Genomic DNA, 20,694 nt, shown 5'->3' with positions numbered 1-20,694 from the left:
GAGATCAGGCGGGCTTGCGGCCGAAGTCGGCCCACGCCGAGGTGCCGGGCTGGACGGAGTGGGATTCGTCGGCGACGACCAGGTCGGCGGGGCGGGAGCCGTGCCGGCGGTGCTGAACGATCGACATCAGGTCGTCCTCGCGAACCGGCCGGCGGTCGCCGCGAGTCCGAGGGCGATGTCGACCTCGCCGACGCCGACCAGGGCGGCGAGTTCGACGGGGGCGGCCATCTTCACCCGCATCCGGGAGGTGCCGGCCGCGGCGGCCTCGATCAGCCACGACTTGGCGCCGGGACCGAGATCGAGGAAGGCTTTTTCCGCGTCGTTGGAGGGCTTCGGCCGGGGCTGGCGGGGGCCGCCGTCCATCTCCTGCGGGTGATCGGGGTAGTGCGAGAGGTCGATCACCGGCCGTCCGGGCAGGGACAGTTGATGGCGGGCGACCTCTGTCAGGCCCGCGGGACCCTGCATCCACTCGGGCCGGCGGACCAGGTGGGACAGGTCGACAACGATGACGAGCTCGTCGCCGTCGGCGCGGACCCAGGCTTCCTGGCCGACCAGACCGGGCGGTGTCGAATACCGCACCGAGCCGAAGCGGACCGTCTCCACCAGGACGTCCGGCCCGATTCCAGGGCGGCGACGAACGAGTACGGCCAGCCGGGCACGAACTGGTCCGAGGACCATCCGCTGCGGCCGTAGACGTGACAGAACAGACGCTCCGCGCTGGTCGGGGCATCGGGGCGGAGCCAGTTACTGACGTCGACCGCCAGGACCAGGCGCCCGTCGGCGGCCTGCGGCATGGGCAGGCCGGCCAGCGCCTGCCGCAGCCGGGGCACGTCCACGCTCCCGCAGTTCAGCGCGTCGTACATGGCGCCGTGCCCGCGCCGGTGCTCGGCCACCAGCGTCAGGTCCACCGGCGCCGTCACCGGCCCGTCCGCACACAGCAACGCGTCGGTGAGGTCGAACAGTTCGTCCCCACGCGCGGTCAGGCAGTCGAATAAGTCCTCCCGGAAGCGTGATGTGACATCGAACGCTTCCCGTTGAGCATCGTGGTCCAGCAAACTCACCTCTGCGGCCTTCGTATGGACGCGTGATCCCGTGGCGGAACGCATGGTCATGCGAAGGCCGTCCGCCTGCCCGACGAATCCCCGGACGAGTGAGCGCGTGCGACGCGACGTTCGAGCTCAGAGGTTAAAAGACAAGGTCAGAAGCTGTGTCGGAACCGACGATCTGTGACGCTCCGTAGTAGATGGGCTGCAGCTGAAGATGCCTGTTGCCGAGCGGCGGGTCCTGGCCTGAGCCGCTGGGTACGCTCCTTCAGTCCTTGATCGAGAGGAGTTGCTGAGTGGCCCGGTTAAGTGGACCCGTTCTGTCTACCCAGAGGCTTGTGATGGAGCCGATCAGCCGACGGGACAGCGAGGATCTCTTCGAAGCTGTGGTCAGTCAGGACAGCGTCATGCGGTGGCTGGCGACCGGCCGGGCGGACAGTCGGTCTGCAGCCGAGGCCATGTGCGACGATCACGTCGCCCACTGGGCCATACACGGCTACGGCGACTTCGCGGTCAGGGACGCCGCAACGCACGCGTTTCTCGGCCGGGTGGGACTGCGAAATCGGCCCCAGTACGGAGTCGACCTCGGTTTCGCCCTGCACCCACGGGCCCAAGGACGCGGGATCGTCGGCGAAGCGGGCCGTGCGTGCCTGAACCTCGCGTTTCGCAGCCTCTCGCTCCCTGCCGTTTTCGCGTTCGTCCTGCCCGACAATGCGGCCTCGATCGCGGTACTACGCCGCCTGGGCGCCCAAGAGGATGGGACTGTCCAGTCCAGTGGCCGGCATTGCCTGCGCTACCGGTTCGACCCCGCCGCCACGGCCGCTGCGGAGCATGTGGTCGACGACGGTTGTACGGACCTCCAGCTGATCCATGCGCCAGGCCCCGGTTCCCCAGATGACGCAGCCGCACTCCGCGATGGCCTGCCCGGCCCCTTCGGGGTGAACGGGCTCAGCTTGGTGTGGGCTGACAAACAACACACCCTCACGGCTGTCTCCGAAGGCCGACCGGTTGCTTCCGCAGGATGGCTGCTGCGGGACATGGCCTTCGACGGATCGCCGCGCCGCACCGCGGGGCTGGGCGGTGTGCTGGTGCACCCCGCCTATCGACACCAGGGCATCGCCCGGACGGTAATCAGCGTTGCGGTCGAACACGCACGAGCAGCTGGTGCCGAGACGATGGTTCTGCTCTGCCGACCGGACCTGGTCCCGTTCTACACGCAGCTGGGATGGAGCAGGGTTTCCGCGCCCGTCGCCTTCCACCAGCCTGGCAGCACCCGGACCTTGCCAGTGACCACCATGATCTACGACCTAGTCGGCCTGCCTCATCCCACCGTCAGTGTGGACCTGCGGGGCCTGCCCTTCTGAACAGGCTCTGATCATTACGGAATCAGCGCAGGGTGGTGGGGGCCAGCCGGATCGTCTGCGTCTGCTTCCGGATGCGTATGGACGTGGGTTTGACGGCCGCTTTCACCGGTTGGACAGGATGTGGTGACGTGCGGGGTGGTCGGGGAGGGCGGGTGAGGCGGCGGACCATGAGGGTGATGAAAGTCCAGGTGATGGGGGCCCTCGCTGTGGGAGATGAACCGCTCATAGTCACGGACGTTTCTCCTGGCTCTCATGATCCATGAGATCGCCCGCTCGACACGCCACCGCTTGGCGAGGACGGCGAAGCCGTCCTGGTCTTTACGGCGGGGCACCGTCTTGAGGGTGATCCCAAGGAAGGAGTGGGACCAGTCGACGAGGGTCCCGCCGTAGGCGGAGTCCGCCCAGGCGACGGCGAGTTCGGGGTGAGTCAGGCGCCGATCGCCTGGCTGGCCGCCCACCACGCCTACGCTGTGGCCGTCGACGAGGCCCACGCCGCCATCGACGCGTGGAAGAAGGAGGCGACCGCCGCCAAGGAGATCGGTTACGTCGTGCATGGCGAGGAGCGGGCCGCCGCATACGCGCAGATCCTCGCCGTCGGCCACCCGCCGGTCGAGCCGCTCGTCATCGCCCCCCGAAACCGTCGCCCAGCAGCTGCACGACAACCTCAACCAGGTGGATGCGCGCAGGAAAGCGCTCGCCGTCCAGACCCTGGGACTCGCCGCAGGCGAGCCCCAGCGACCCCCACCGTGAAGGAGAACAAGGTGACGAACAACGACACTCCCCTGCCCGAGGTGGACGTGGCCCGCTACAAGGCACCGCGGATCAGCGTCACACCAGTGACGGACGTGATCTCATCCAAGCCGCTCAACGAGCGGCGCCGGCCGGGCCACTACCAGAAGGTGCTGCTGGACACGCGGACGGGTGAGCTGCACCTCCACGAGAAGACCGAGCGCCTGGAGCCGTCGGCCGGGCGGTCGAGGGACGAGGTGCCGCCCGGGACGTGGCAGCCGCTGGTTCCTGGGGAAGGGCTTCTCGCCGGTCGGGCCGCACATGTGGTTCGAGCCGGTGCCGCGGTTACGGTCCTGGGTGATCGACTCCGGCGTGAAGGAGCTGCCCTACCTGGACGTCGCGGCCGCTAACGCGCTGCTGCAGGAGCTGACCCCGTACGCGCAGACACTGCTGAACGGCCTGTTCGACGGCGGCGGTGATCTCGACTGGTCCGCCGACTGCCCGTGCCGGCCGCAACATCGAGCGTGTGGTCTCGCGCCACCGTCAGGCCGCCGGGCCCGAGGAGGACGCCGAACTGGTCGACTACGGCGTGATCGTGGCCCGCTTCCCGCAGGTGTACCAGCCGGAGGTGCTGCGCAGGCCACTGGGCGACCTTGCCCGCGAGTGCGAGACGATCACGCGGCACCTCGGCAGCAACGAACGCTGGCACGAGGAGATCAAAAAGGTCTTCGGAGTCCCGTACCAGGACGGCAGCGGCGTGGGCCTCGACGTGCTGGGCGTACGGGCCTGGTACCGGACCGTCCTCATGAACGGAGACCCCCGACCGCTCAAGAAGTTCGCGACCTGGGACGCCGAACACGACCGCCTGGCCGACAGCGAGATCACCTTCACCTCCACGGAGGCCGAACTCGACACCTCGACCGCGAGGAGGAACACGCCGCACGGCAGGGATGGCGCCTGCTGGGAGCACGGGAGGCCGCCTCCAGCCACCGGAAGCAGATGCGCTCCCGGGACTGGGACCGCCTCGCGGTCCTCGGCGCTGACATCGCCTGGATGGAGGACTCGCCGGACACCGCGAGCCAGGAGCTGGGGCCGACGCGCGCCGAGCGCCGTCATCTGATCACCGCTGCGATCGGCTGGGGCCGCACCGACAGCGAGATCGCCAGCCGCGCCAGGGTGCCCCGACGGGCGGTGAGCGAACTCCGCAACGGCGACGCCGCGACGGCGGGCCAGCACACGTAGAGCGTGTCCGGGGGAGCGGTGGAAATCGAACCCTGCAGCACGGGTCTCGACCGCGGCGTGCCGTTCGCACAATCTGGGAGCTGAATCACGTGCTCGAGGCGCCACGGCCAACTGCGCACGAAGTCGTCAGGGCAGAGGAACACGCTCGATGCGAGTCTCCGCAGAACTGAGGTATTGGACGAGCCCTGGCGGCCGGTAGGACTTGTCCTTTTCGAATCGTCGCTTTGCGGTGTCTGAGATGTATTCACATGTGTCTGGGTCACCGCCCGGGTTTGAGGCTGCCCCGATTGGCCGGTGCAGCGGCAGGGCGGTCTTGCGCATTCCGCTTTGCGGGGCATTCACAGGGGCCATAACATCGGGGTTGACCAAGGAGGTATCTGTGTCCTCGGGCATCGCTCCCGGGTCGGGCGTGTTGAGTTTCGTCGCGTCGAACTCCAGCCCGTACCGTGCGGCTTGGGCGGTCATCCACAGCAGGGAGATGTCCGACAACCCAGTCTTGGGGGAGCCACCGCCGACATCGGCGTGTGCCCCCGTGAACCACACCTGCTTCAGCTCCTGTCCGCTGTCGGCGGCCCGGGGCTGCTGGCGCCAAAGCGTCGGCCGGAAGATATCGCGCTCTTCGTCGATGGCCAGCGCGTGGAAGGCCCCCTTCACTGCCATGCTCAGTTCGGTGTCGTGGAACGCCCACCGGCGGTTGAGCCGGGCGATGGTGGCCGAGTAAAGCGACCCCGGCACGGCGGATGGGATACCGAGAGGACCGACGGTGTCCCACACACCGATGAAGTGGATCCCTGCCTGGTGGGCATATGCCTGCCGGAACAGTGTGGGTGCCACAGCGTCAGGGGGATCCGTCCGGCTGCGGTACCAGAACCACGCCTCGTCGATGCGGCTGGCGTTCTCCCGGCGCAGGATGCCGGCGGAGCGCACCAGGCCGACCAGGCTCCGGGCTGTGTACGCGCCCCGGCTGAACCCGAATACGAACAGCTGGTCACTGGGCTCGTATTTGTCAATCAGGAAGCTGTAGGCATCCAGGATGCTGCGGGACAGCCCTACGGATCCACCGCGTAGAGGCTCCCATCGGCGGGTGTCGGCTCCTCCCTTGTGGTATACGAGTTGGTCGTCATTCTCCTGGATGGACCAGGCAACCTTCGCGACATTCGTATCGCTGGACTGGTCGGCGACGCTCCACGTTCCGTCGCAGCAAACGATCAAGCGTTTGGCCATGAGACCCCCTGAAGGAGACAATCCTGCCCGTTGCCCGAACGCTCGACGCGTCCACGGCCTCGCTCAGAACGAGCGCTCGAACCTGTGTCATAAAAAGGAAGTTACGCGCCGTAAGGGTCATTGCTCCCTGGCCTCGCCGGGCATTAGCTTCACAAAGATGCTCGCGAACCTCCTACCGGGTGTACGGGAACTGCGAACCCCCCTGACGGTGGGTTACCTATGGCTGATCTCCATTTGGCTCTGGTTCCACGATGTGCTGCCGCAACGAACCGCTGCCCACGGAGCCATTGGTGATCTCTTCGACCTCGTTGGAGTGCTACCGTCGGCCAGCTTCCTAGCTGCTCTGACGTTCATTGCCTACTTCCTGGGCTCAACTGTCGAGCTCGACCCTGCAACCGCACGGTGGCTTGATGGGATCCGGCCTAACCGTCCGGCCTGGGAGGCGGTCGCTAACCGGGTCCGTTTCCGCCTCGACAACCCAGAGGACATGCCACCCGAGCGGTCCGTGGCGGCGATTGCGGCGTGGCGCCGCGCGGCACCTTCCACCACGGCTAATCGAGTGACCCTGCTCAACGTCGAGCTGGTCCAGGCGGACTGGCAGGCCCCCATTACAGAGGGCGGCACAGGACGAACTGAGGAAGGTAGGCCGAATGAAGAACGCGTGCGGCAGTGGCGGCACGAGGAGACCGGCCCCATCTTCCCATCGGCGTCGTACAAATCCCGGCGACGCCTCTGGAGAAATAACCCTGGAGACGAGACGTCCGGAACGCTTGTGGAATGGCGTGACCCCGATCTGCCCATCAGCGATGCCACCGTACGGCAGATGCCAGTGCTCGCCATTGCCGCACTCCTCACCCTGTCCGATGAGTTGCCTGACCTGGCGACCCGACTTCTGATCCAACGCCCAGAGGTATTCGACAGGTACGACCGGCTGCTTTCGGAAGCGTCCATCCGCATCAACATGTTCCTGCCTACAGTCGCGCTCGTAGCCACCCTCGCAGTGCGCGCGCACGTGCTGTGGTGTCTCGCACTGACCGTTTGCGCGGTCCTGCTCTATCAAGGGCTCACCCAGCGGTCCCGAGCCATCGCGGTGGTACTGGACTCGATCGCAACCCAGTTGATCGAGTCACCCACGATGGTCGCAGTGGCTGCGGCACTGCATGGCGAGGCCGAAGGAAGGGCACCTTACGCAAAGACGGGACGCCAGTCCGAGTCGGAAGCATCCGATGTGTCCCCGCACGAGCCGGTCGATCGCTGATCTGGAGGGAGAACAGCCGCACCGAGTCGTTCGCCCACATCAAGTAGGCCAGTGCCGGTGTAGTCGCTGGGGAGCTGATGTCCTGGTGGATTGAGTACAGGTACTCATGTGGGCGTGGCCCGCAGCCTGCATGGTATGGACATGCGATCGATATTCCTCCCGAAGTCCTTACTGGCGGCCGCGCTCGGCGGCGTCGTCGTCCTGGCTGGCTTCGGCGCGCTGAATGCCACCGCCGATCAGACCTCCATGGTCAGCACCGTCGCGGCAACAGGCGATGACGACGCGGAGGCGCGGTTCCTCGAGATGGCGGGCCTCATCTCGCAGAGTTGTGCCCAGGACGTCTCCAGCGGCTCCGCTGCCGTTACATCGGCCACGGGGGCCGATGCCACGGCAGGGGAGCCGACCCCCGACTCCACCCTGCCCGTCCTGGTCGACCCGGTGCCGCTGACCGTGACAGAGGAGTGTGCGGCCCAGAGGCACCAACTGCGCATCAGCAGGGCGTTTTCGGGGAAGGGCACGGCCACGTACGGGGAGATGCGGGACAAGCTAACGAGTCTGAAGTATCCGGCAGCGCGGATCCACCGCATGCCGGACTTCTCGGGCGAGCCGGTGGCAAGGCTCGATGTGCGCGTGGGGGCCGAGCACTTGGCTCTGGAGGTCACCGGCATCAACAACGGCGTGATGGTTGAGGCGTTCGGCGCTCCGGAGGGCGTGAGCGTAACCGAAGTACGGCTGGAGCTGCAGCCGGATCCGCCCACATCATGAGGCGCCTGCTGGCGCCCTCCGCGGTCAGTTCGGGGGCGTCGGCTCCGGAGGGGTGGTACCGCTGCCGGCGTCACACGGTCACCGGCTTTGGGTCGCGCCAGGTGGGAGTGTTCGCGCCGGTGAGCCGGCGGGCCATGACCTGGATCATCGCCCAGTAGACGCGGGTGGCGGAGGAGGCCGGGCGGCGGTCGGACTTGCCTTTGTCACGGTGTTCGGATGGAGAGGCACAGGTGTAGCCGTCGGGCGGTTTCCCAGGCGCCGAGTGCGACGTCCTGGTACAGGTAGCGGCCGCTTTCCAGTTGCGGCAGTTCCTGTGGGGTGGAGCCGTCAGGTTCCGGGCCGCTGCCCTGAGTGCCGTTCTCGCCGGGCTCGTCGTGTGTCCGGCCGGCGGCCGCGCGTAGCTATTTCAGGGGCAGGCCGGCGGTGGTGAGGGCTTGGTCGAGGGGGAGGAGTGGGGCGGGCGGGGTCGTCGCGGCGCAGGGCGGCGCCGTGGCGGGCGAGGGTGCACAGGGCGGCCCGGGTCCAGTGGTTCGCCGTGTGGAGGAGCTTTTGTACCTGCTCGTCGGGTGAGCCCGGTGGGGTGGCGGTCGTGGTCACAGTGCCCTTGAGGTGACGTAGTGGGCGATCTGACGGAGCACGGCTTTGCCCGTGTTCTCGGGGATGACGTCGAGGTCACGTTCGAAGTTGGCGATGCCGCGGGCGGCGAGGTCGTCGGCCAAGTCGATGGATCCGAAGCGGCGCATGTACTCCAGGACGACCTGGACGTCCTTGGCTTTCTGCTCCTCGCGGGGTCTGAGGATGATCTGGCGGAGAAGTTCGTGTTCCCAGGGATCGGTGGCGGTGCGCAGGAGGTGGATGAGCATGATCGTCCTTTTGCCTTCCCACAGGTCGCCGAGGGCCTCCTTGCCGTAGAGGGCTTCGTCATCGGTGAGGTTGAGGGCGTCGTCCTGGATCTGGAAGGCCATGCCGATCAGCCGGAATGCCTCGTCGAACCGGTCAAGGACGGCCGGGTCGGTGACGCCGGCGTCCTCCAGCCAAGCTTCCGCGTCCGAGACGGCGGCCGCCAGCTGAGCCTGGACCTCCCCTTCAACGCCGGTCAGATCCGCGATGTCACGCAGCACCGGGCTCACCACGAAGGCGGATTCCACCCTGAGGGCATCGGCTAGTTTGCGCAGCAGCACCTGCGCCCGCACACGGGCGTCCGGAAACCTTCTTTGCCTTGGCCACGCCCCACTGGGCGACGGGCCGGCTGCTGCGGGAGCGCACCATCTGCTCCACTGCCGGTGTCGACAGTCCTCGCTCCGTCATTTCGCAGTCGTCCAGCGCGAACCACTCGGTTTCCCGCGCGAATGCCTCGGTGCCGATACGGACCCGGCGGGCGGTGCCTTCGCTGTCCAGCCGGATGCGATGGACATACCAGCGGTCGATCAGCGTGTCCCGGTCCACCGGCACCGACATCCCGAGCACCGGCTCGTGGCCGCCCTGGTCCCACGACGGCTCCACTGCCTGGTCCAAGTGCACGCGCAGCCCGCCATTGCGGAATCGGATGTCCACCACCGAGCCGATCCGCACCCCCTCCGGCTGGACGAACTCGAAGTCGGCATCTTTGCCCCCGCTGCGGAGCCAGTCGGCGGCCGCGGACTTCGCATACAGGTGGTCGGCGCTGCTGACCCCTCGGGCGCGGCGGCCGCACAGGTGAAGGTGCCCATCGGGGCCCGGATGGTCGGCGAAGTGGCAGACCCGGTCGGTGTACAGCTTGGTGGTCAGCTGAAGGCCGCAGCCCGCACCAGAACGTGTCGTGCTCGTGACGGCGGCGGAAGGCATCCAGCTCGATCGCCTCCAGCGGCAGCATCAGCGGCTTCTCCGAGTCCGCACCGCCCGGGACCGCCGTCTGAATCTGCCGCCTGTCACCCCGCACGAAACCCCACCTTTCGTCCCAACTCATCGTGCCACCCACAGCGTTGGCCTCACAGACGATCGACGTGCTCAAGCCGTCGTACGCAGCGAGGCCGGCTCGGCAGCAACAGCCGACGTGCCGGCCTGCCGGGCGGCACGCTCCGCCGACAGTGTTGAGGTCGAATACTTGGAGTTCACTGATCGCAATGGACGAACTTGGCAGCGCGAAGGCGGAGACTTGAAGCCCTGGACGCCGACGGACGGCATCAATGTGGGCGCGGCGGACAGCTACGGAGTCGGAGCGCCTAAGCGTGAGCCTCAGGTGAAACCAGTGGCGTCTTGCGACGACATGGCTGACTGAACAGCGGAGATGACCTAGCGACCGAGGGCCTGTCGCACGGTCAGGTTGTGGTACTTCCGCAGCCGGTACAGTTCCCAGCACGACAACACCGTCACCGACACCGGAGCACCGAGCAGGAACACGATCCGGGCAAGGACGGGAACCTCGGCGTTCTCGTTGTTGATCACGTCGAGAGCGGCCATCACCCACACCAGCAAGGTAGCGAGGATCGGCGGTAGCACCTCGTGGATGTCGGCGGTGCGGAACACGTGCATGAGGCAGAGCGCGATCCCGTACAGGGCGAAGCCCAGCGACCACGCGCAGAGGGTGACGAGAACGACCATGCCGGGGGTGCCGATGGCGTCACGGAAGCCGGCGGTCCCCGGGTCGGGCGCGACGGCGAGGGGGAATGTGGCCATGGACCCCATCAGAGCCGCCACCGCCCCGAAGGACTTCAGGGACCGACGCAGGTAGAGCCCGCGCAGCGCACCCTGCGCGGCGAACGCGAACAGGGCGATCACGAACGGGAAGGCGCACACGAGGACGAGTGTGCTGATCCAGCTCTGGGTGAACTTGTCGCCCGCGGCGGTCTCGACGCCCTTGGCGGTGTCGACCGGCTTGTACGACATGACCAGCACGAGCCAGGCGGCGATGCCGAGCCCGGTCCGCCACATCTGGATCTTGCGCACCGTCAGGTCCTCGACGGCGCCCGGGCGCGAGGGGCGGAAGGCCCGCTGGGCGGCGTAGAACGGGTTGTAGACGCACTTGAGGATCCGCTGCCCGCGCGTCAGCGGCGGCCGGGGCGGGCGCGGGAACGGCGGCTGCGGGCCACCACCGTGCGGCTGTGGCGGGTTCGGGCCCCAGCCCTGCGGATGCCCCGGGTACCCCTGCGGCGGCACGGGCGCGGGCTGCGGCGGGTAGGGCCCCACGCCGGGACCGCCAGGGTACGGGTGGTGTCCGCCCCCGGGGTAAGGCTGATGGCCGGGACCTGGGCCCGGCTGTCCACCGGGGCCGGGTCCCCCCATCGGATCCCAGTAACCATTGCCGTTCGTACTCATGCCGTGCGCCCCCGATGTTTCGCTCTGTGCCGTGCGCGGCGCGGCTCGAACCGCCCGCTCAGCGTGCGGCGTGATCCTACCCATCACGGAGGCAGAACTTTCTCCTGCTACCGTCGCCCCCGCACGCGACCGCCGCGACTCCCCGCTCGACCGCCACAAGCCTCTCCTCTAGGCCCAGTTCGCCGCGGGCAACACCAACGCCACGGAGCTCTACCAGCAACTGCGCGAGCGCGGATACCGGGGCGGCTACTCCACCTTGAGCTGCCCGAAGGGCGTCCTTGATGTTGAGCAAGCCCAGGTGAGGCCCCGGGTTCTGCCTGATGGATGTGGTCGGTGCCGCTGCGCTGTGAGCCGGATCAGTCGCCGGCCCGCTCGAACGTCGGTGTCACGGTCCGCACCAGCCGGTCCGCGTACTCCCGCTCGGCATCTCTGAACTGCGGATACTCGGTGACGAAGTGGTTCCACTCCACATATCCGACCGCCTCGGCCACGTCCTCGAGCAGGATCCTCTCGCGGTACGGATACGGCCACTCGCCGGACAGCCGGAACACCTCGTGCAGAAGCTCGTAGCGGAGCGGGTGCCGCTCGGCCAGCAGGACGGCGTCGTACAGGTCCTTGCCCTGCGCGTGCATGTCGTTGACCAGCCACATCAGCTTCCAGGCCAGGGACAGTTCCGGCGTGGCCGCCTGCACGATCGTGCCGCCCGGCAGCTCGGCCGGCTCGGGCGCCTCGGGCAGCGGCTCGTTAAAGACGAAGTCGAGCTGGACATGGCCGCCGGGCAGCCCGGGCGAGCCCCACGGCAGCACCATGCGGCGGCCCGGCACCCGGTCGTAGGTCCAGATGTCCTCGACCACCGCGCCCCGCGTCGAGATCCCGACCTCGCGTCCGCGCATGTCGGCCAGCGTCTGCGCTGCTTCGGCGATTCCGTGCAGCATACGGTCCGTCTGGCCGTCATCGATCCGCCAGGTGTGAGGGACGACGACGAAGTCCAGGTCACCGGGCTCGCGGGCGGCGTCCGGGAACCATACCGACATCAGCACGCTGCCCCGCAGCACCAGAGCGTCCACCCACTGCGACTCGCCGATCGCTTCCAGTACGAGGTGCAGGGCCTGGCGCCGGGTCGCCCGCCACGCCTCGCCCCGCGCCGGATCGCCGAACCGCGGGTCGGTCGCGCGGTAGGCGTTCTGGTGGTGCTTCAGCGACGGGTCGAAGACGGGACGCTGCACCACGTCGTCTCCTGGCACCCACTGCAGCGTCTTCGGCAGGTTCGCGGCCCTGCGGGTGGCCTCGTCCAGCGGCTCCCGGGGCAGTTCGGTGCTCCGCCAGCCGAACCCCTCCCACGCCGTCCCGCTCATGTCCGTACCCCCACAGGCTCCTCGATCCAACCGTCGTCCACGGACGGGTCACTGTCGTGCAGCACGAACTCCCGCTCCACGCCCAGCATCACGAACCCGCCCAGCTCCGTCAGTAGCCGCTCCAGCGCCCGCCCCGCCCCGTCGGCGCCCACCCCGCGGCACCGCTGCGTCACGAACCACTCATACCGTGCCCCGGCCCGCACCCGCCGGGCGTTCCACGACAGATGGGCGCCGTGCGGCACCACCCGGACCGCGAGCGCGGCCAGGTCCGTGTCCGCGTCGAGCAACAGCTTCACGTGGTGCTCGAAGTACCGCTCGTCGTCCCGGCAGAGCCGAGCCGGTACCTCCGGGGCCCACGGCGTGGACTCGGTCTTCACCCGCACCGGCTCGAAGCCGTCCGTCCGCAGTCCCGCCACGACGTCGCGCACTCGCGCGGCCTGCTCGGCATACGACGAGGAGCCGGACAGCGTGAGCATGGGCTGCTCGCGCATCCGGCCGCAGGCCAGCACGATGTGCGTCAGCTTCAGACCGGCCGCGGCTGCCCACCGGCGCAGCCGCACCCACTCGTCGGGGCCCGCGCAGCGGACCGTCACATGCGATTCGTACAGGGAAGCGGACACCCACGGATCGTGCCAGACCACGGCCGCTCGCGGCATCCGCGTTTCCCGGGCCGGTCACTTGCCGGTCGCGAGAACCGGACGCAGAAGGTGCCGTGCTCTTGGTGCGCCCCGCGCTGCCGTGCACCGCGGATGCCCGCGCCGTCAGCTGGTGTTGACGGACATCCGACAGACGCTCTCCGGGGGCCGGCGTCCCCGAGCCTCCCGCCGTGCGGAGTCGATCCTGAGGGTGCAGTTGGTGCAGAGGGAGGGGTGGCGCCCGGCTCGCTCATGTTCACCCCGCCCTCCCCCCCACGACCGGCGACACCGCGGACGACGACAGTCCGGAGGCCACAGAGGGAGCGGCGATGCCGCTGGCCGGAATGACGGTCGTGGTCACCGGAGCGATGACCGGCCCACTGGAGAAGCTCAGCCGCATCCAGATGAACGAACTCATCGAACGCGCCGGAGGCCGCTCCTCCTCCAGCGTCTCCAAGAAGACCACCCTCGTCGTCGGCGGAGAAGGCGCCGGATCCAAACGCGCCAAGGCCGAAACCCTCGGCATCCGCCTGGCCACCCCCGACGAATTCGCCACCCTCATCGCCGACTTCGTCTGAGCCCCCATCGGAGCCCTGGCAAGTGCCGCGGCCAGGGCCTGGCGGCGCTGCGCAGGCGTCGGAGGATCCTGCGCCAGGCTCGAACGTTGCGGCTGTGGCTGACGACGCCGTCTGACGCACGGGATGCGGCGGCAGCCGCGCTGTCCGCCATCGGCAGGTCCATGCGAATCGCCGCGACTGCGGCGACCCCGCCGAGGCGGCGGCCGGAACCCCGGCCAGCACATCACTGATGTTCCCCGCGGCCACACACCCTCAGCCCCCTTGAACCCTGCGGTGCGCCGCAAAGCCGCAGGTCAAGCCATTCGTCGTAGGGCGCTGAAGCTGGGTCTGGTCCGTTACTACGGGGGAAAGTAACGGACCAGACCTACCTAACGTGCCACACCCGGGCGCCGGCCGGCAGGGAGGCATAGGGACGCCGTACGGCGCACCGTGCCGCCAGCGACAACGCGAAGCCCTCTCCCACGAGCTGTGGGAGAGGGCTTTACTCGAGCGCCGGGCAGGCCTTGCACCTGCATCTCCCCGCAGGAAGCGGGACGTCTTTCCTTGGACCACCAACGCGCAACCAGACGCCGCGAGTTGCGGCAACCAGCGCAAGGTCAAGTCTAGCGCAGGCCCAGCGGCCCCGATCGCCTCGTGAAGCGGATGCCCCGCAGGAGCACCCATGCGCTTCCGGAGGCGCTGCCACATCACTTTGTAGCGGTAGAGCTGGAGGACGTCGGTCTGCCACCGCGCGCGGGCTCCGGGCATCTCCTGCCTGCGGCCGGAGACCGTGGTCCAGAATCAGAGGATGGACGTCCCGACGCTGCTGGAAGCCGCCTCCCTGCTGGTCCCTGAGGAGAGCGCCACCGAGAACGACATCACGGTGAACGACGTCTGGGAGTACCTCACTCGGGACGAGTGGGAAGTGGCCCTCGGACTGTTGGAAGAACTCGGTGACATCCAACCGCTTCCGCTCAGCTTCTGGGAGACCCTGGCTGGCGCGGCGGAGCAGATGCAGTTGGAAAAGAGCGCGGCCTGGTGCCATTGGCGCTGCTGCGAAACTCGCAACGGCATCATCCGAGCCGATCTCACCCTCCTCCCGGCCGCCGAAGCGCGACGGCAGACGCCCATCTCCGGTGCCGGGGTTCTGCGACCGATGTGGAACATCGGAAACCGGACCCCGACCGGCGAACCGGCCCTCAACATCGCCCAACTCTGGGTGGAGTTCACTCCCTTTCTGGAGCCCGGTGGACAAGCCTCGGTACGACTTGCTCCTCTTGACCCCTCGCAGTGGCGGCACCTTCAGGCGGGCCAGGTCATCACCATGCATGAGGACCGATCCGTGGCAGGCACGGCAGTTGTCCTGGATGTTCATCGACCTGCGGCCACGTCCACGACATAGAACCGAGCGTCGTCGACTCGTGTCTTTGGTGCAGAGAAGCTCGAGCAGGGAAGCGTCGGCGGCCGGGAGCTTCCATGCCTGCTCGGTGACGAGTGCGCCCATCGCGGCACCGAGCAACATCGGCTGCCGCCTGTCCCGCCGGACCACCCGCGTCGTGCGCGGCTTCGCCTTCGCCGGACGGCCACCGCCGCCGTTCTTCCGCGCCGTTTCCTTCGCGGACCGCAGCGCGACGCGGGCCAGGTCGACGCCGCTGAGCTGAGGGTCTGGCGATTCAGTGAAAGTGTCTGCGGACGGCGCCTGCATGGCGCAAACTCGCAGGTGAAGAAGCGTGATCCCTGCTCCTGACGGGATGGTCCCAACCCGCGCCAGGCGCGCGAGGCGGTGCGGCTGTGTTCCCCGCCTGCGGGGATGGTCCCCAACCGAGGCTGTTTTCCGGACCTGCCATCCGGTGCTCCCCGCGCCCCCAGGATGGCGGGAAACCGACAAATTGAGGCATGCCGGGTGACGAGAACCGGTCGGCGCTCACGGGAGGGATGGCCAGAGTGGGGGTGATCCAGTTAGCAGCCTCTCCCGTTGGGATCAAGGGACGGCGTTGCCAACGACCTCCGCCAACTCGCCAGCCGACTCGGAGGTCAGACGGTAGAACCCCTGGAGGCTGACCGAGCGCTCAAGACGGCCATCCACCACGTACTTCAAGCCGCGCGTCTGGCCTCGGCGGTTACGCCAGGTAAGCCTCGGTAGAAGATCGCCGGGTACCGGTATATCGAAACGTACGGGCGTCGCGTCCACGTGCACCGCTGCGGCTCCGCAGCCGCTGGCACCGAGCATCGACCAGTCGCCGTGCCCGGGAAACGCCGGGTCCTGCCACGTCGCGGGGGCAGCGCCGCAGCAGTTACGCCGCTCCATGTCGATCACCTGCATCCGGCTCACCACGAACACGACGCACCGATTGACATGCAGCGCATAGACCTCGTCCCCAGCACGGGCACCCGACCAGGTGGGCAGGGAGGAATGGACGCCGCTGAAGGCGACCGGCGGCCGCTTGCCCACGCGACCGGCTTTACGCAAGGCATGGCACGTGTCATGGGTCCACAAGACGGTGAAGGCATCAGACATGCCGCGATCTTATGGACGAGGACTGACAGCCATTCCGCAGGACTGCGCTCCTCTCCTCCAACCTCGCTCGGCGGGAAACCCCACTGGGTATCCCGGGACTTGGGCACACAGATTCATGTCGTCACCGCAGGGTCAGCGAATTTCGCCGGCAGCCCATGGCCCCTTGTGGCAACACGGCGGCAGGAAACTCGTGGCCTGCTCCCCCGCGAGCGGGGATGGCCCCTGGCCCGCACAGCTACACGCACGCGTCAGGGCGTGCTCGCCGCGCCTGCGGGGATACCTCAACCCGTCCGTCTCCAGGGACTGTTCGACTGTCACTCGGGCAATATGCCCGATTCCATGAAAGTACCTGCAGTCGTCGCCAGCAAGGCGCACACTCGCAGGTGAACGAGCGTGCTCCCCGCGTAAGCGGGGATGGGTCCCCTCAAGCCCGCCCGGCTCACCGAGCCCGAATCCGCCCGTTCCTGTCGCCGGGCATACACGCTCCCGATCGCCGTACCGGCAGGCGAGCCCATCCTCGGAGCGAACTGACTTCTGGGCAGGTTCTCGGCCGTTTCTCGGTCAAGAGGCGTTCTTGCGCGGCGGGTTGATGCCGCCGATACTCCCGAGCAGCACTGGTCGGGCCCCGGGCTCCCACAGCGGGCCCCCGATTCCCTCGGGAGGAACGACAAGTGAGGATCAAGCGGACCCAAGTTCGTGGCAGCGCGGGCAGGCGCGCGTCACGTCAGCGTCTGCTCGCCGTCGCCATGGGCCTCGTCGCCGCCGTGGCGCTCGCCGTCCCCGCCGCGACCGCCGATACCGCGGGTGAGTTCGGCGCGAGTCAACTCGCCGCCGTGGGTGACGTGCTGCTGGACGCCGACGTGGCGGGCACAGGCTGGTATGTCGACACCGCGGCCGACGCCGTGGTCGTCACCGCGGACAGCACCGTCTCCGACGCCCAGATCGCCGCTGTCAAGCGAGCCGCGGGCCCCCACGCCGGTGCGCTGCGCATCGAGCGCACCGCAGGCAGACTTTCCCCGCAGCTCTCAGGAGGCGACGGCATCTACTCCCCAGGAGGGCGCTGTTCGGCCGGTTTCAATGTCGTCAGCGGCGGTACGTACTACTTCCTGACCGCAGGGCACTGCACCAGTGGTCACCCGACCTGGTACACGGACGCCACGTACTCGACACAGATCGGACCCACGGTGGGGTCCAGTTTCCCGGGCAACGACTACGGCATCGTGCGGTACGCCAACCCCTCGGTCCCCGTATCCGGCACCGTCGGCACCGTCGACATCACCGGCGTGGCCAACGCCACCGTCGGGATGTCCGTCACCTTCCGCGGCGCCGTCTCCGGCGTCGTCAGCGGTGTTGTCACCGGCCTCAACGCCACGATCAACTACGGTGGCGGCGATATCGTCTACGGCCTGATCTCCACCAATATCTGCACCCAACCCGGCGACAGCGGCGGCGCGCTCTACTCTGGCGACAAGGCCATCGGCATCCTCTCGGGTGGAACCGGCAGCTGCGCCACTGGCGGTACGTCGTTCTTCCAGCCGGTCACAGAGGTTCTGAGCACCTACGGCGTCAGCATCTACTGAGCTCTTTCCAATCCCCGCACCTGCAGGCATGGTCCCTCAGGCCTCAACCCGTCCGCCTCCAGGGACTGTTCGACTGCTCGTTGGGTGGTATGACCGATTCAGTGAAAGTGCCTGCGAACGGCGCCTTCATGGCGCAAACTCGCAGGTGAAGAAATGTGCTCCCCGCGCGAGCGGGGATGGTCCCGGGCGATCGCATGAGTCTGCCGCTCGGCAGCCTCCGCATATTCTCGACGGCGGCCGAACGCTGACCCTCTGACGACTGATCGAAAGTGTGTGTGGCGGTAGCCGTCCCACGCGGTCTCCCGGGCGCACACCAGTCCGGTGGGCGCGGGGGGGGCGTCGGGGCGACGTCGTCCTGCTCGGGGACGGGCACAGAGCTGGGCGCGAGGATCCGCAGCGCGTGGACGACCGTGCGCCCCGCCGACCGGTTGGCGGCGGGTGGCGTCCCACCTGGACATCCCTTCCTGGACCTGCAAGATCCATTGTCAGGGTGTCCACTCCAAAGGATCAGCCTCATCCTTCCCGCTCCCCCGGCTCCGGCGCGTCAGGTGCTCGCCGCGCGTGCCGCTGCCAGGTCTGTCGCCAGTCGCTCTTCGACCGGGACACTCAAGTCGGAGTACTGGCCGGTCAGGCAGACGGGTCCGGTCCAGCCCAGATCGGCCAGTCGGCCGAGGACGGCCGACCAGTTCGAAAGGCCCTCGGCGCCGGGAACGAACCACGGCTTCCAGTGTCCGCCGACCGACTCCCCGGCGGGCTGGACGGGCACATGGACGACGTTCTTGAGGTTGACGATGCCGAGCCGGTCTGCGACCAGCGGCAGCGTCACCGACGGGTCGTCGCCCGCGAGCGCGTCGTGGGCGGCGTCCCACACCACCCGGAAACCCTCCAGCGGCAGTCCGTCGAGGAGGTCCATCACGCCCAGCGCGGAGGAGACGAAGCGTCCGTGGTGCGGCTGCACGCCCACCTGCACGCCGTACCGTTCCACCAGGGGTGCGGCGGCCTCCAGGCGTTGCCGGAAGCGGCGGACAGAGGCGGTGTAGCCGTCGGGGCCGAGTTCGGCCATGACGCGGATCATCGGTACGCCCGCAGCGTGGCAGGCGGCGAAGACGGGCTCGGCCAGGCCGCTTGCGACGCTGATGGCCTCGACGCCCTCGGCTCTCAGCTGTGCGGCGAAGGTGGGCAGCAGCCGCTCGGCCTCGGCGGGGGTGACGTGGGCGGTGTCCCGTACGGGGACCTCGGCACCGGTGAAGCCGAGTCCGGAAACCAGCTTGCCCAGTTCGTCGCCGGGCAGGGCGGACCAGGGCTTGGTGAAGACGGACCACAGGTATGTCATGGGTCAGCGGCCTCCGAGTCCGCTCATGGTGATGCCTTTGACGAACCATCGCTGGGTGAGGAAGAAGAGCAGGATCAGCGGGATGGTGGTGATGGTGGCGGCCATCAGCAGCAGGTTCCACTGGGTTCCGTTGGTGGACTGAAACACCTGCAGACCGACGGAGGCGGTCCTGGTGGCGTCGCTGTTGGAGATCACCAGCGGCCAGAGCAGGTTGTTCCACTGGCTGATGAACTTGAACACGGCCAGGGTGGCGATGGCCGGCACGGCCAGCGGGATGATCACCCGGATGAAGGTCTGCCAGCGGTTCGCCCCGTCGAGGCGGGCCGCCTCCTCGTAGTCCCGGGGGATGCCGAGGAAGAACTGCCGGAGCAGGAAGACCCCGAGCGCGGTGAACGCGTGCGGCAGGATCATCCCCGCCCAGGTGTCGACGCCGTGCAGTTTGGCGACCAGGATGAACTGCGGGACCAGGGTGACCTGCGTCGGGATCATCAAGGTGGCCAGATATACGCCGAACAGCACGTTGCGGCCGCGGAAGTTGAGCCGGGCGAAAGCGTACGCGGCCAGCGCCGCGGTGATCGTCTCCAGGATCGTGGTGCCGCCGGCGAAGATGATGGTGTTCAGCAGATAGCGGCCGAGCGGGACCAGGTCGAAGGCGCGGCCGATGTTCTCCGTGTGCCAGCTGCTCGGCCAGAAGGAGGGCCTGGCCGCCATCGATTCGGTGTCGGACTGGAAGGCGACCAGCACCATCATCACGATCGGGGTCAGGGTGAGGGCCGTGGCCAGGAAGCAGCTGAACACCAGCAGTTTCCGTCGCGCGACGGGCGAACTGTGCCATGGCGCGGGGGCGGGGATGTCAGACGTCATAGTGGACCAGCCTCCGCTGGAGGAGGAACTGCATCGCGGTGATCACTGCGATGAAGGCGAACAGCACGATCGACTGCGCGGCCGCGTAGCCCTGCTCGTAGTTCTGGAATCCGGTTTGGTAGATGTACATGACGAGGGTGGTGGTGCGTGCACCCGGTCCGCCGTCCGTCATCACCAGTGCCTGGTCGAAGACCTGGAACGAGTGGATGATCGAGGTGACGACGACGAAGAACACCGACGGGGAGAGCAGTGGCAGTGTCACGCTGAGGAAGGTCCTCCACGGTGTGGCGCCGTCGACCCTGGCGGCCTCGTAGAGCTGCTGCGGGATGGCCTGCAGTCCGGCGAGGAAGATCACCATGCCGAAGCCGAAGCTCTTCCAGACGCTCATCACGATCAGAGCGGGCATCGCCCAGTCATCCGAGATCAGCCACGCCGGACCGTCGATACCGAAGACGCCGAGCACGGCGTTGACCAGCCCGTCGGTGGGGATGTAGAGCCAGATCCAGACGAAGGCCACGGCGACGGTGATGGTGGCGTAGGGCAGTAGGAGCAGCGACCGGAAGACCGCGATGCGCCGGAGCCCCTGGTTCAGCAGCAGGGCGAGCGCCAGGCTGACCAACAGGGTCAGCGGGACGCTGACGAAGGTGAAGTAGAGGGTGTTGCCGAATGCCGTCCAGAACGTGGGGTCCGGTCCCAGCCGGGTGAAGTTGTCCGGCCCGGCGAAGCCGGGCGGGCTGAAGAGGTTCCAGTCGAGCAGCGAGATCACACCCGCGGCGATGACCGGGCCGGCGGTGAAGACGAGGAACCCGATCAGACTGGGCACCAGGAACAGCCAGGCGGCGAACGTCTCCGAGCGGCGCCACCGAGGGCGCGGGCCGCCGAGGTGCCGGGCCGGGGTCCCGGGCGTGGCGGTGCGGGTCTGGAGGGCCATGG

At 68.0% G+C, this 20,694-nt stretch carries 21 protein-coding genes and 3 pseudogenes; 9 read left to right on the top strand and 15 right to left on the bottom strand.

Features of this window, described 5'->3' with window-relative positions:
• Positions 1-4: 4 nt before the first annotated feature.
• From E0500_RS44395 to E0500_RS29950, 3 genes and pseudogenes are all read right to left on the bottom strand, one after another.
• Positions 5-127 (bottom strand): hypothetical protein, encoded by a 123-nt coding sequence (locus tag E0500_RS44395; protein ID WP_258573019.1) that lies wholly within the window; start codon positions 125-127, stop codon positions 5-7.
• Positions 127-678: a hypothetical protein gene (locus E0500_RS29955; RefSeq protein ID WP_258573622.1), complete on the bottom strand. Its 552-nt coding sequence runs from the start codon at positions 676-678 to the stop codon at positions 127-129. Before E0500_RS29955 ends, E0500_RS44395 begins: the two co-directional genes overlap by 1 nt.
• Positions 573-1,055, bottom strand: a pseudogene (locus E0500_RS29950) (transposase); the annotation flags it as partial. The gene E0500_RS29955 and the pseudogene E0500_RS29950, both read right to left, overlap by 106 nt.
• A gap of 329 nt (positions 1,056-1,384) precedes the next feature.
• Here E0500_RS29950 and E0500_RS29945 point away from each other — a divergent pair.
• Positions 1,385-2,407: a GNAT family N-acetyltransferase gene (locus E0500_RS29945; RefSeq protein WP_258573599.1), complete on the top strand. Its 1,023-nt coding sequence runs from the start codon at positions 1,385-1,387 to the stop codon at positions 2,405-2,407.
• Between the two features lie 14 nt (positions 2,408-2,421).
• Here the strand turns inward: E0500_RS29945 and E0500_RS45575 are convergent, their stop codons facing one another.
• A complete protein-coding gene (locus E0500_RS45575; RefSeq protein WP_399120277.1) occupies positions 2,422-2,865 on the bottom strand; it encodes a transposase in 444 nt (147 codons plus the stop codon).
• Between E0500_RS45575 and E0500_RS44390 the strand changes: the two genes are divergently transcribed.
• Together E0500_RS44390 and E0500_RS44385 are read left to right on the top strand one after the other, a co-directional pair.
• The gene (locus tag E0500_RS44390; protein ID WP_258573017.1) at positions 2,767-3,546 is read left to right on the top strand and encodes a hypothetical protein; all 780 of its coding nucleotides are present in this window, start codon (positions 2,767-2,769) and stop codon (positions 3,544-3,546) included. The genes E0500_RS45575 and E0500_RS44390 overlap by 99 nt on opposite strands.
• A gap of 116 nt (positions 3,547-3,662) precedes the next feature.
• Positions 3,663-4,256, top strand: a complete 594-nt coding sequence (locus E0500_RS44385; protein WP_258573015.1) for a hypothetical protein — start codon at positions 3,663-3,665, stop codon at positions 4,254-4,256.
• Between the two features lie 248 nt (positions 4,257-4,504).
• Here E0500_RS44385 and E0500_RS29930 read toward each other — a convergent pair whose 3' ends face one another.
• Positions 4,505-5,602 (bottom strand): DUF2235 domain-containing protein, encoded by a 1,098-nt coding sequence (locus tag E0500_RS29930; protein WP_131562244.1) that lies wholly within the window; start codon positions 5,600-5,602, stop codon positions 4,505-4,507.
• 157 nt (positions 5,603-5,759) lie between these two features.
• Here E0500_RS29930 and E0500_RS29925 point away from each other — a divergent pair, with 157 nt between their 5' ends.
• Positions 5,760-6,860, top strand: a complete 1,101-nt coding sequence (locus E0500_RS29925) for a hypothetical protein (RefSeq protein ID WP_131562246.1) — start codon at positions 5,760-5,762, stop codon at positions 6,858-6,860.
• Between the two features lie 114 nt (positions 6,861-6,974).
• Positions 6,975-7,625 carry a hypothetical protein gene (locus E0500_RS29920; RefSeq protein WP_309505189.1) on the top strand — a complete coding sequence of 217 codons (651 nt, stop codon included), beginning with the start codon at positions 6,975-6,977 and terminating at the stop codon, positions 7,623-7,625.
• Positions 7,626-7,695: 70 nt separating this feature from the next.
• On the opposite strand, the pseudogene E0500_RS45145 reads toward E0500_RS29920, so the two are convergent.
• The 6 genes and pseudogenes from E0500_RS45145 to E0500_RS29895 form a co-directional block, all read right to left on the bottom strand.
• Positions 7,696-7,815, bottom strand: a pseudogene (locus E0500_RS45145) (IS5/IS1182 family transposase); the annotation flags it as partial.
• A gap of 403 nt (positions 7,816-8,218) precedes the next feature.
• Positions 8,219-8,746, bottom strand: a complete 528-nt coding sequence (locus E0500_RS29915) for a polyprenyl synthetase family protein (RefSeq protein ID WP_309505188.1) — start codon at positions 8,744-8,746, stop codon at positions 8,219-8,221.
• Complete coding sequence (locus tag E0500_RS29910; protein WP_181587290.1) at positions 8,736-9,449, bottom strand: hypothetical protein; 714 nt, start codon at positions 9,447-9,449, stop codon at positions 8,736-8,738. The genes E0500_RS29915 and E0500_RS29910 overlap by 11 nt, the downstream gene beginning before the upstream one ends.
• A gap of 447 nt (positions 9,450-9,896) precedes the next feature.
• Positions 9,897-10,790, bottom strand: coding sequence for a hypothetical protein (locus tag E0500_RS29905; protein ID WP_309505187.1), 894 nt, complete (start codon positions 10,788-10,790; stop codon positions 9,897-9,899).
• A gap of 485 nt (positions 10,791-11,275) precedes the next feature.
• Positions 11,276-12,274, bottom strand: a complete 999-nt coding sequence (locus E0500_RS29900; RefSeq protein ID WP_131572150.1) for a nucleotidyl transferase AbiEii/AbiGii toxin family protein — start codon at positions 12,272-12,274, stop codon at positions 11,276-11,278.
• A complete protein-coding gene (locus E0500_RS29895; protein WP_181587192.1) occupies positions 12,271-12,930 on the bottom strand; it encodes a hypothetical protein in 660 nt (219 codons plus the stop codon). Before E0500_RS29895 ends, E0500_RS29900 begins: the two co-directional genes overlap by 4 nt.
• Positions 12,931-13,217: 287 nt before the next feature.
• On the opposite strand from E0500_RS29895, the pseudogene E0500_RS29890 reads away from it, so the two are divergent.
• The 3 genes and pseudogenes from E0500_RS29890 to E0500_RS29880 form a co-directional block, all read left to right on the top strand.
• Positions 13,218-13,487, top strand: a pseudogene (locus tag E0500_RS29890) (BRCT domain-containing protein); the annotation flags it as partial.
• Between the two features lie 787 nt (positions 13,488-14,274).
• Positions 14,275-14,868, top strand: a complete 594-nt coding sequence (locus E0500_RS29885; RefSeq protein ID WP_131564051.1) for a hypothetical protein — start codon at positions 14,275-14,277, stop codon at positions 14,866-14,868.
• A gap of 85 nt (positions 14,869-14,953) precedes the next feature.
• On the top strand, positions 14,954-15,127 hold the full coding sequence (locus tag E0500_RS29880) for a hypothetical protein (RefSeq protein WP_165935017.1): 174 nt from the start codon (positions 14,954-14,956) through the stop codon (positions 15,125-15,127).
• 320 nt (positions 15,128-15,447) lie between these two features.
• Here E0500_RS29880 and E0500_RS29875 read toward each other — a convergent pair whose 3' ends face one another.
• Positions 15,448-15,984 (bottom strand): hypothetical protein, encoded by a 537-nt coding sequence (locus E0500_RS29875; protein WP_131564052.1) that lies wholly within the window; start codon positions 15,982-15,984, stop codon positions 15,448-15,450.
• Positions 15,985-16,655: 671 nt separating this feature from the next.
• On the opposite strand from E0500_RS29875, the gene E0500_RS29870 reads away from it, so the two are divergent.
• Positions 16,656-17,564, top strand: a complete 909-nt coding sequence (locus tag E0500_RS29870) for a S1 family peptidase (RefSeq protein WP_181587191.1) — start codon at positions 16,656-16,658, stop codon at positions 17,562-17,564.
• A gap of 544 nt (positions 17,565-18,108) precedes the next feature.
• Here the strand turns inward: E0500_RS29870 and E0500_RS29865 are convergent.
• The 3 genes from E0500_RS29865 to E0500_RS29855 are packed head-to-tail and all read right to left on the bottom strand — an operon-like array spanning position 18,109 to position 20,692.
• Complete coding sequence (locus E0500_RS29865; RefSeq protein WP_131564053.1) at positions 18,109-18,897, bottom strand: sugar phosphate isomerase/epimerase; 789 nt, start codon at positions 18,895-18,897, stop codon at positions 18,109-18,111.
• A gap of 3 nt (positions 18,898-18,900) precedes the next feature.
• Positions 18,901-19,761, bottom strand: coding sequence for a carbohydrate ABC transporter permease (locus E0500_RS29860; protein WP_131564054.1), 861 nt, complete (start codon positions 19,759-19,761; stop codon positions 18,901-18,903).
• Complete coding sequence (locus E0500_RS29855; protein WP_258573013.1) at positions 19,751-20,692, bottom strand: carbohydrate ABC transporter permease; 942 nt, start codon at positions 20,690-20,692, stop codon at positions 19,751-19,753. The genes E0500_RS29860 and E0500_RS29855 overlap by 11 nt, the downstream gene beginning before the upstream one ends.
• Positions 20,693-20,694 lie beyond the last annotated feature (2 nt).

The sequence above is a fragment of the Streptomyces sp. KM273126 genome (assembly GCF_004337435.2).
In the GTDB taxonomy this organism is placed as follows: domain Bacteria; phylum Actinomycetota; class Actinomycetes; order Streptomycetales; family Streptomycetaceae; genus Streptomyces; species Streptomyces acidicola.
This window is presented reverse-complemented; position numbering and strand designations above follow the sequence as displayed.

Bases quoted from the DNA above. Each gene is read 5' to 3' on its own strand.
- E0500_RS29955 (WP_258573622.1), bottom strand. From the start codon at position 678: ATGGTCCTCGGACCAGTTCGTGCCCGGCTGGCCGTACTCGTTCGTCGC.
- E0500_RS29900 (WP_131572150.1), bottom strand. From the start codon at position 12,274: ATGAGCGGGACGGCGTGGGAGGGGTTCGGCTGGCGGAGCACCGAACTG.
- E0500_RS29860 (WP_131564054.1), bottom strand. From the start codon at position 19,761: ATGACGTCTGACATCCCCGCCCCCGCGCCATGGCACAGTTCGCCCGTC.
- E0500_RS29875 (WP_131564052.1), bottom strand. From the start codon at position 15,984: ATGTCTGATGCCTTCACCGTCTTGTGGACCCATGACACGTGCCATGCC.
- E0500_RS29930 (WP_131562244.1), bottom strand. From the start codon at position 5,602: ATGGCCAAACGCTTGATCGTTTGCTGCGACGGAACGTGGAGCGTCGCC.
- E0500_RS29855 (WP_258573013.1), bottom strand. From the start codon at position 20,692: ATGGCCCTCCAGACCCGCACCGCCACGCCCGGGACCCCGGCCCGGCAC.
- E0500_RS29865 (WP_131564053.1), bottom strand. From the start codon at position 18,897: ATGACATACCTGTGGTCCGTCTTCACCAAGCCCTGGTCCGCCCTGCCC.
- E0500_RS29895 (WP_181587192.1), bottom strand. From the start codon at position 12,930: ATGCCGCGAGCGGCCGTGGTCTGGCACGATCCGTGGGTGTCCGCTTCC.
- E0500_RS29910 (WP_181587290.1), bottom strand. From the start codon at position 9,449: ATGCCTTCCGCCGCCGTCACGAGCACGACACGTTCTGGTGCGGGCTGC.
- E0500_RS29885 (WP_131564051.1), top strand. From the start codon at position 14,275: ATGGACGTCCCGACGCTGCTGGAAGCCGCCTCCCTGCTGGTCCCTGAG.
- E0500_RS44395 (WP_258573019.1), bottom strand. From the start codon at position 127: ATGTCGATCGTTCAGCACCGCCGGCACGGCTCCCGCCCCGCCGACCTG.
- E0500_RS29945 (WP_258573599.1), top strand. From the start codon at position 1,385: ATGGAGCCGATCAGCCGACGGGACAGCGAGGATCTCTTCGAAGCTGTG.
- E0500_RS29925 (WP_131562246.1), top strand. From the start codon at position 5,760: ATGCTCGCGAACCTCCTACCGGGTGTACGGGAACTGCGAACCCCCCTG.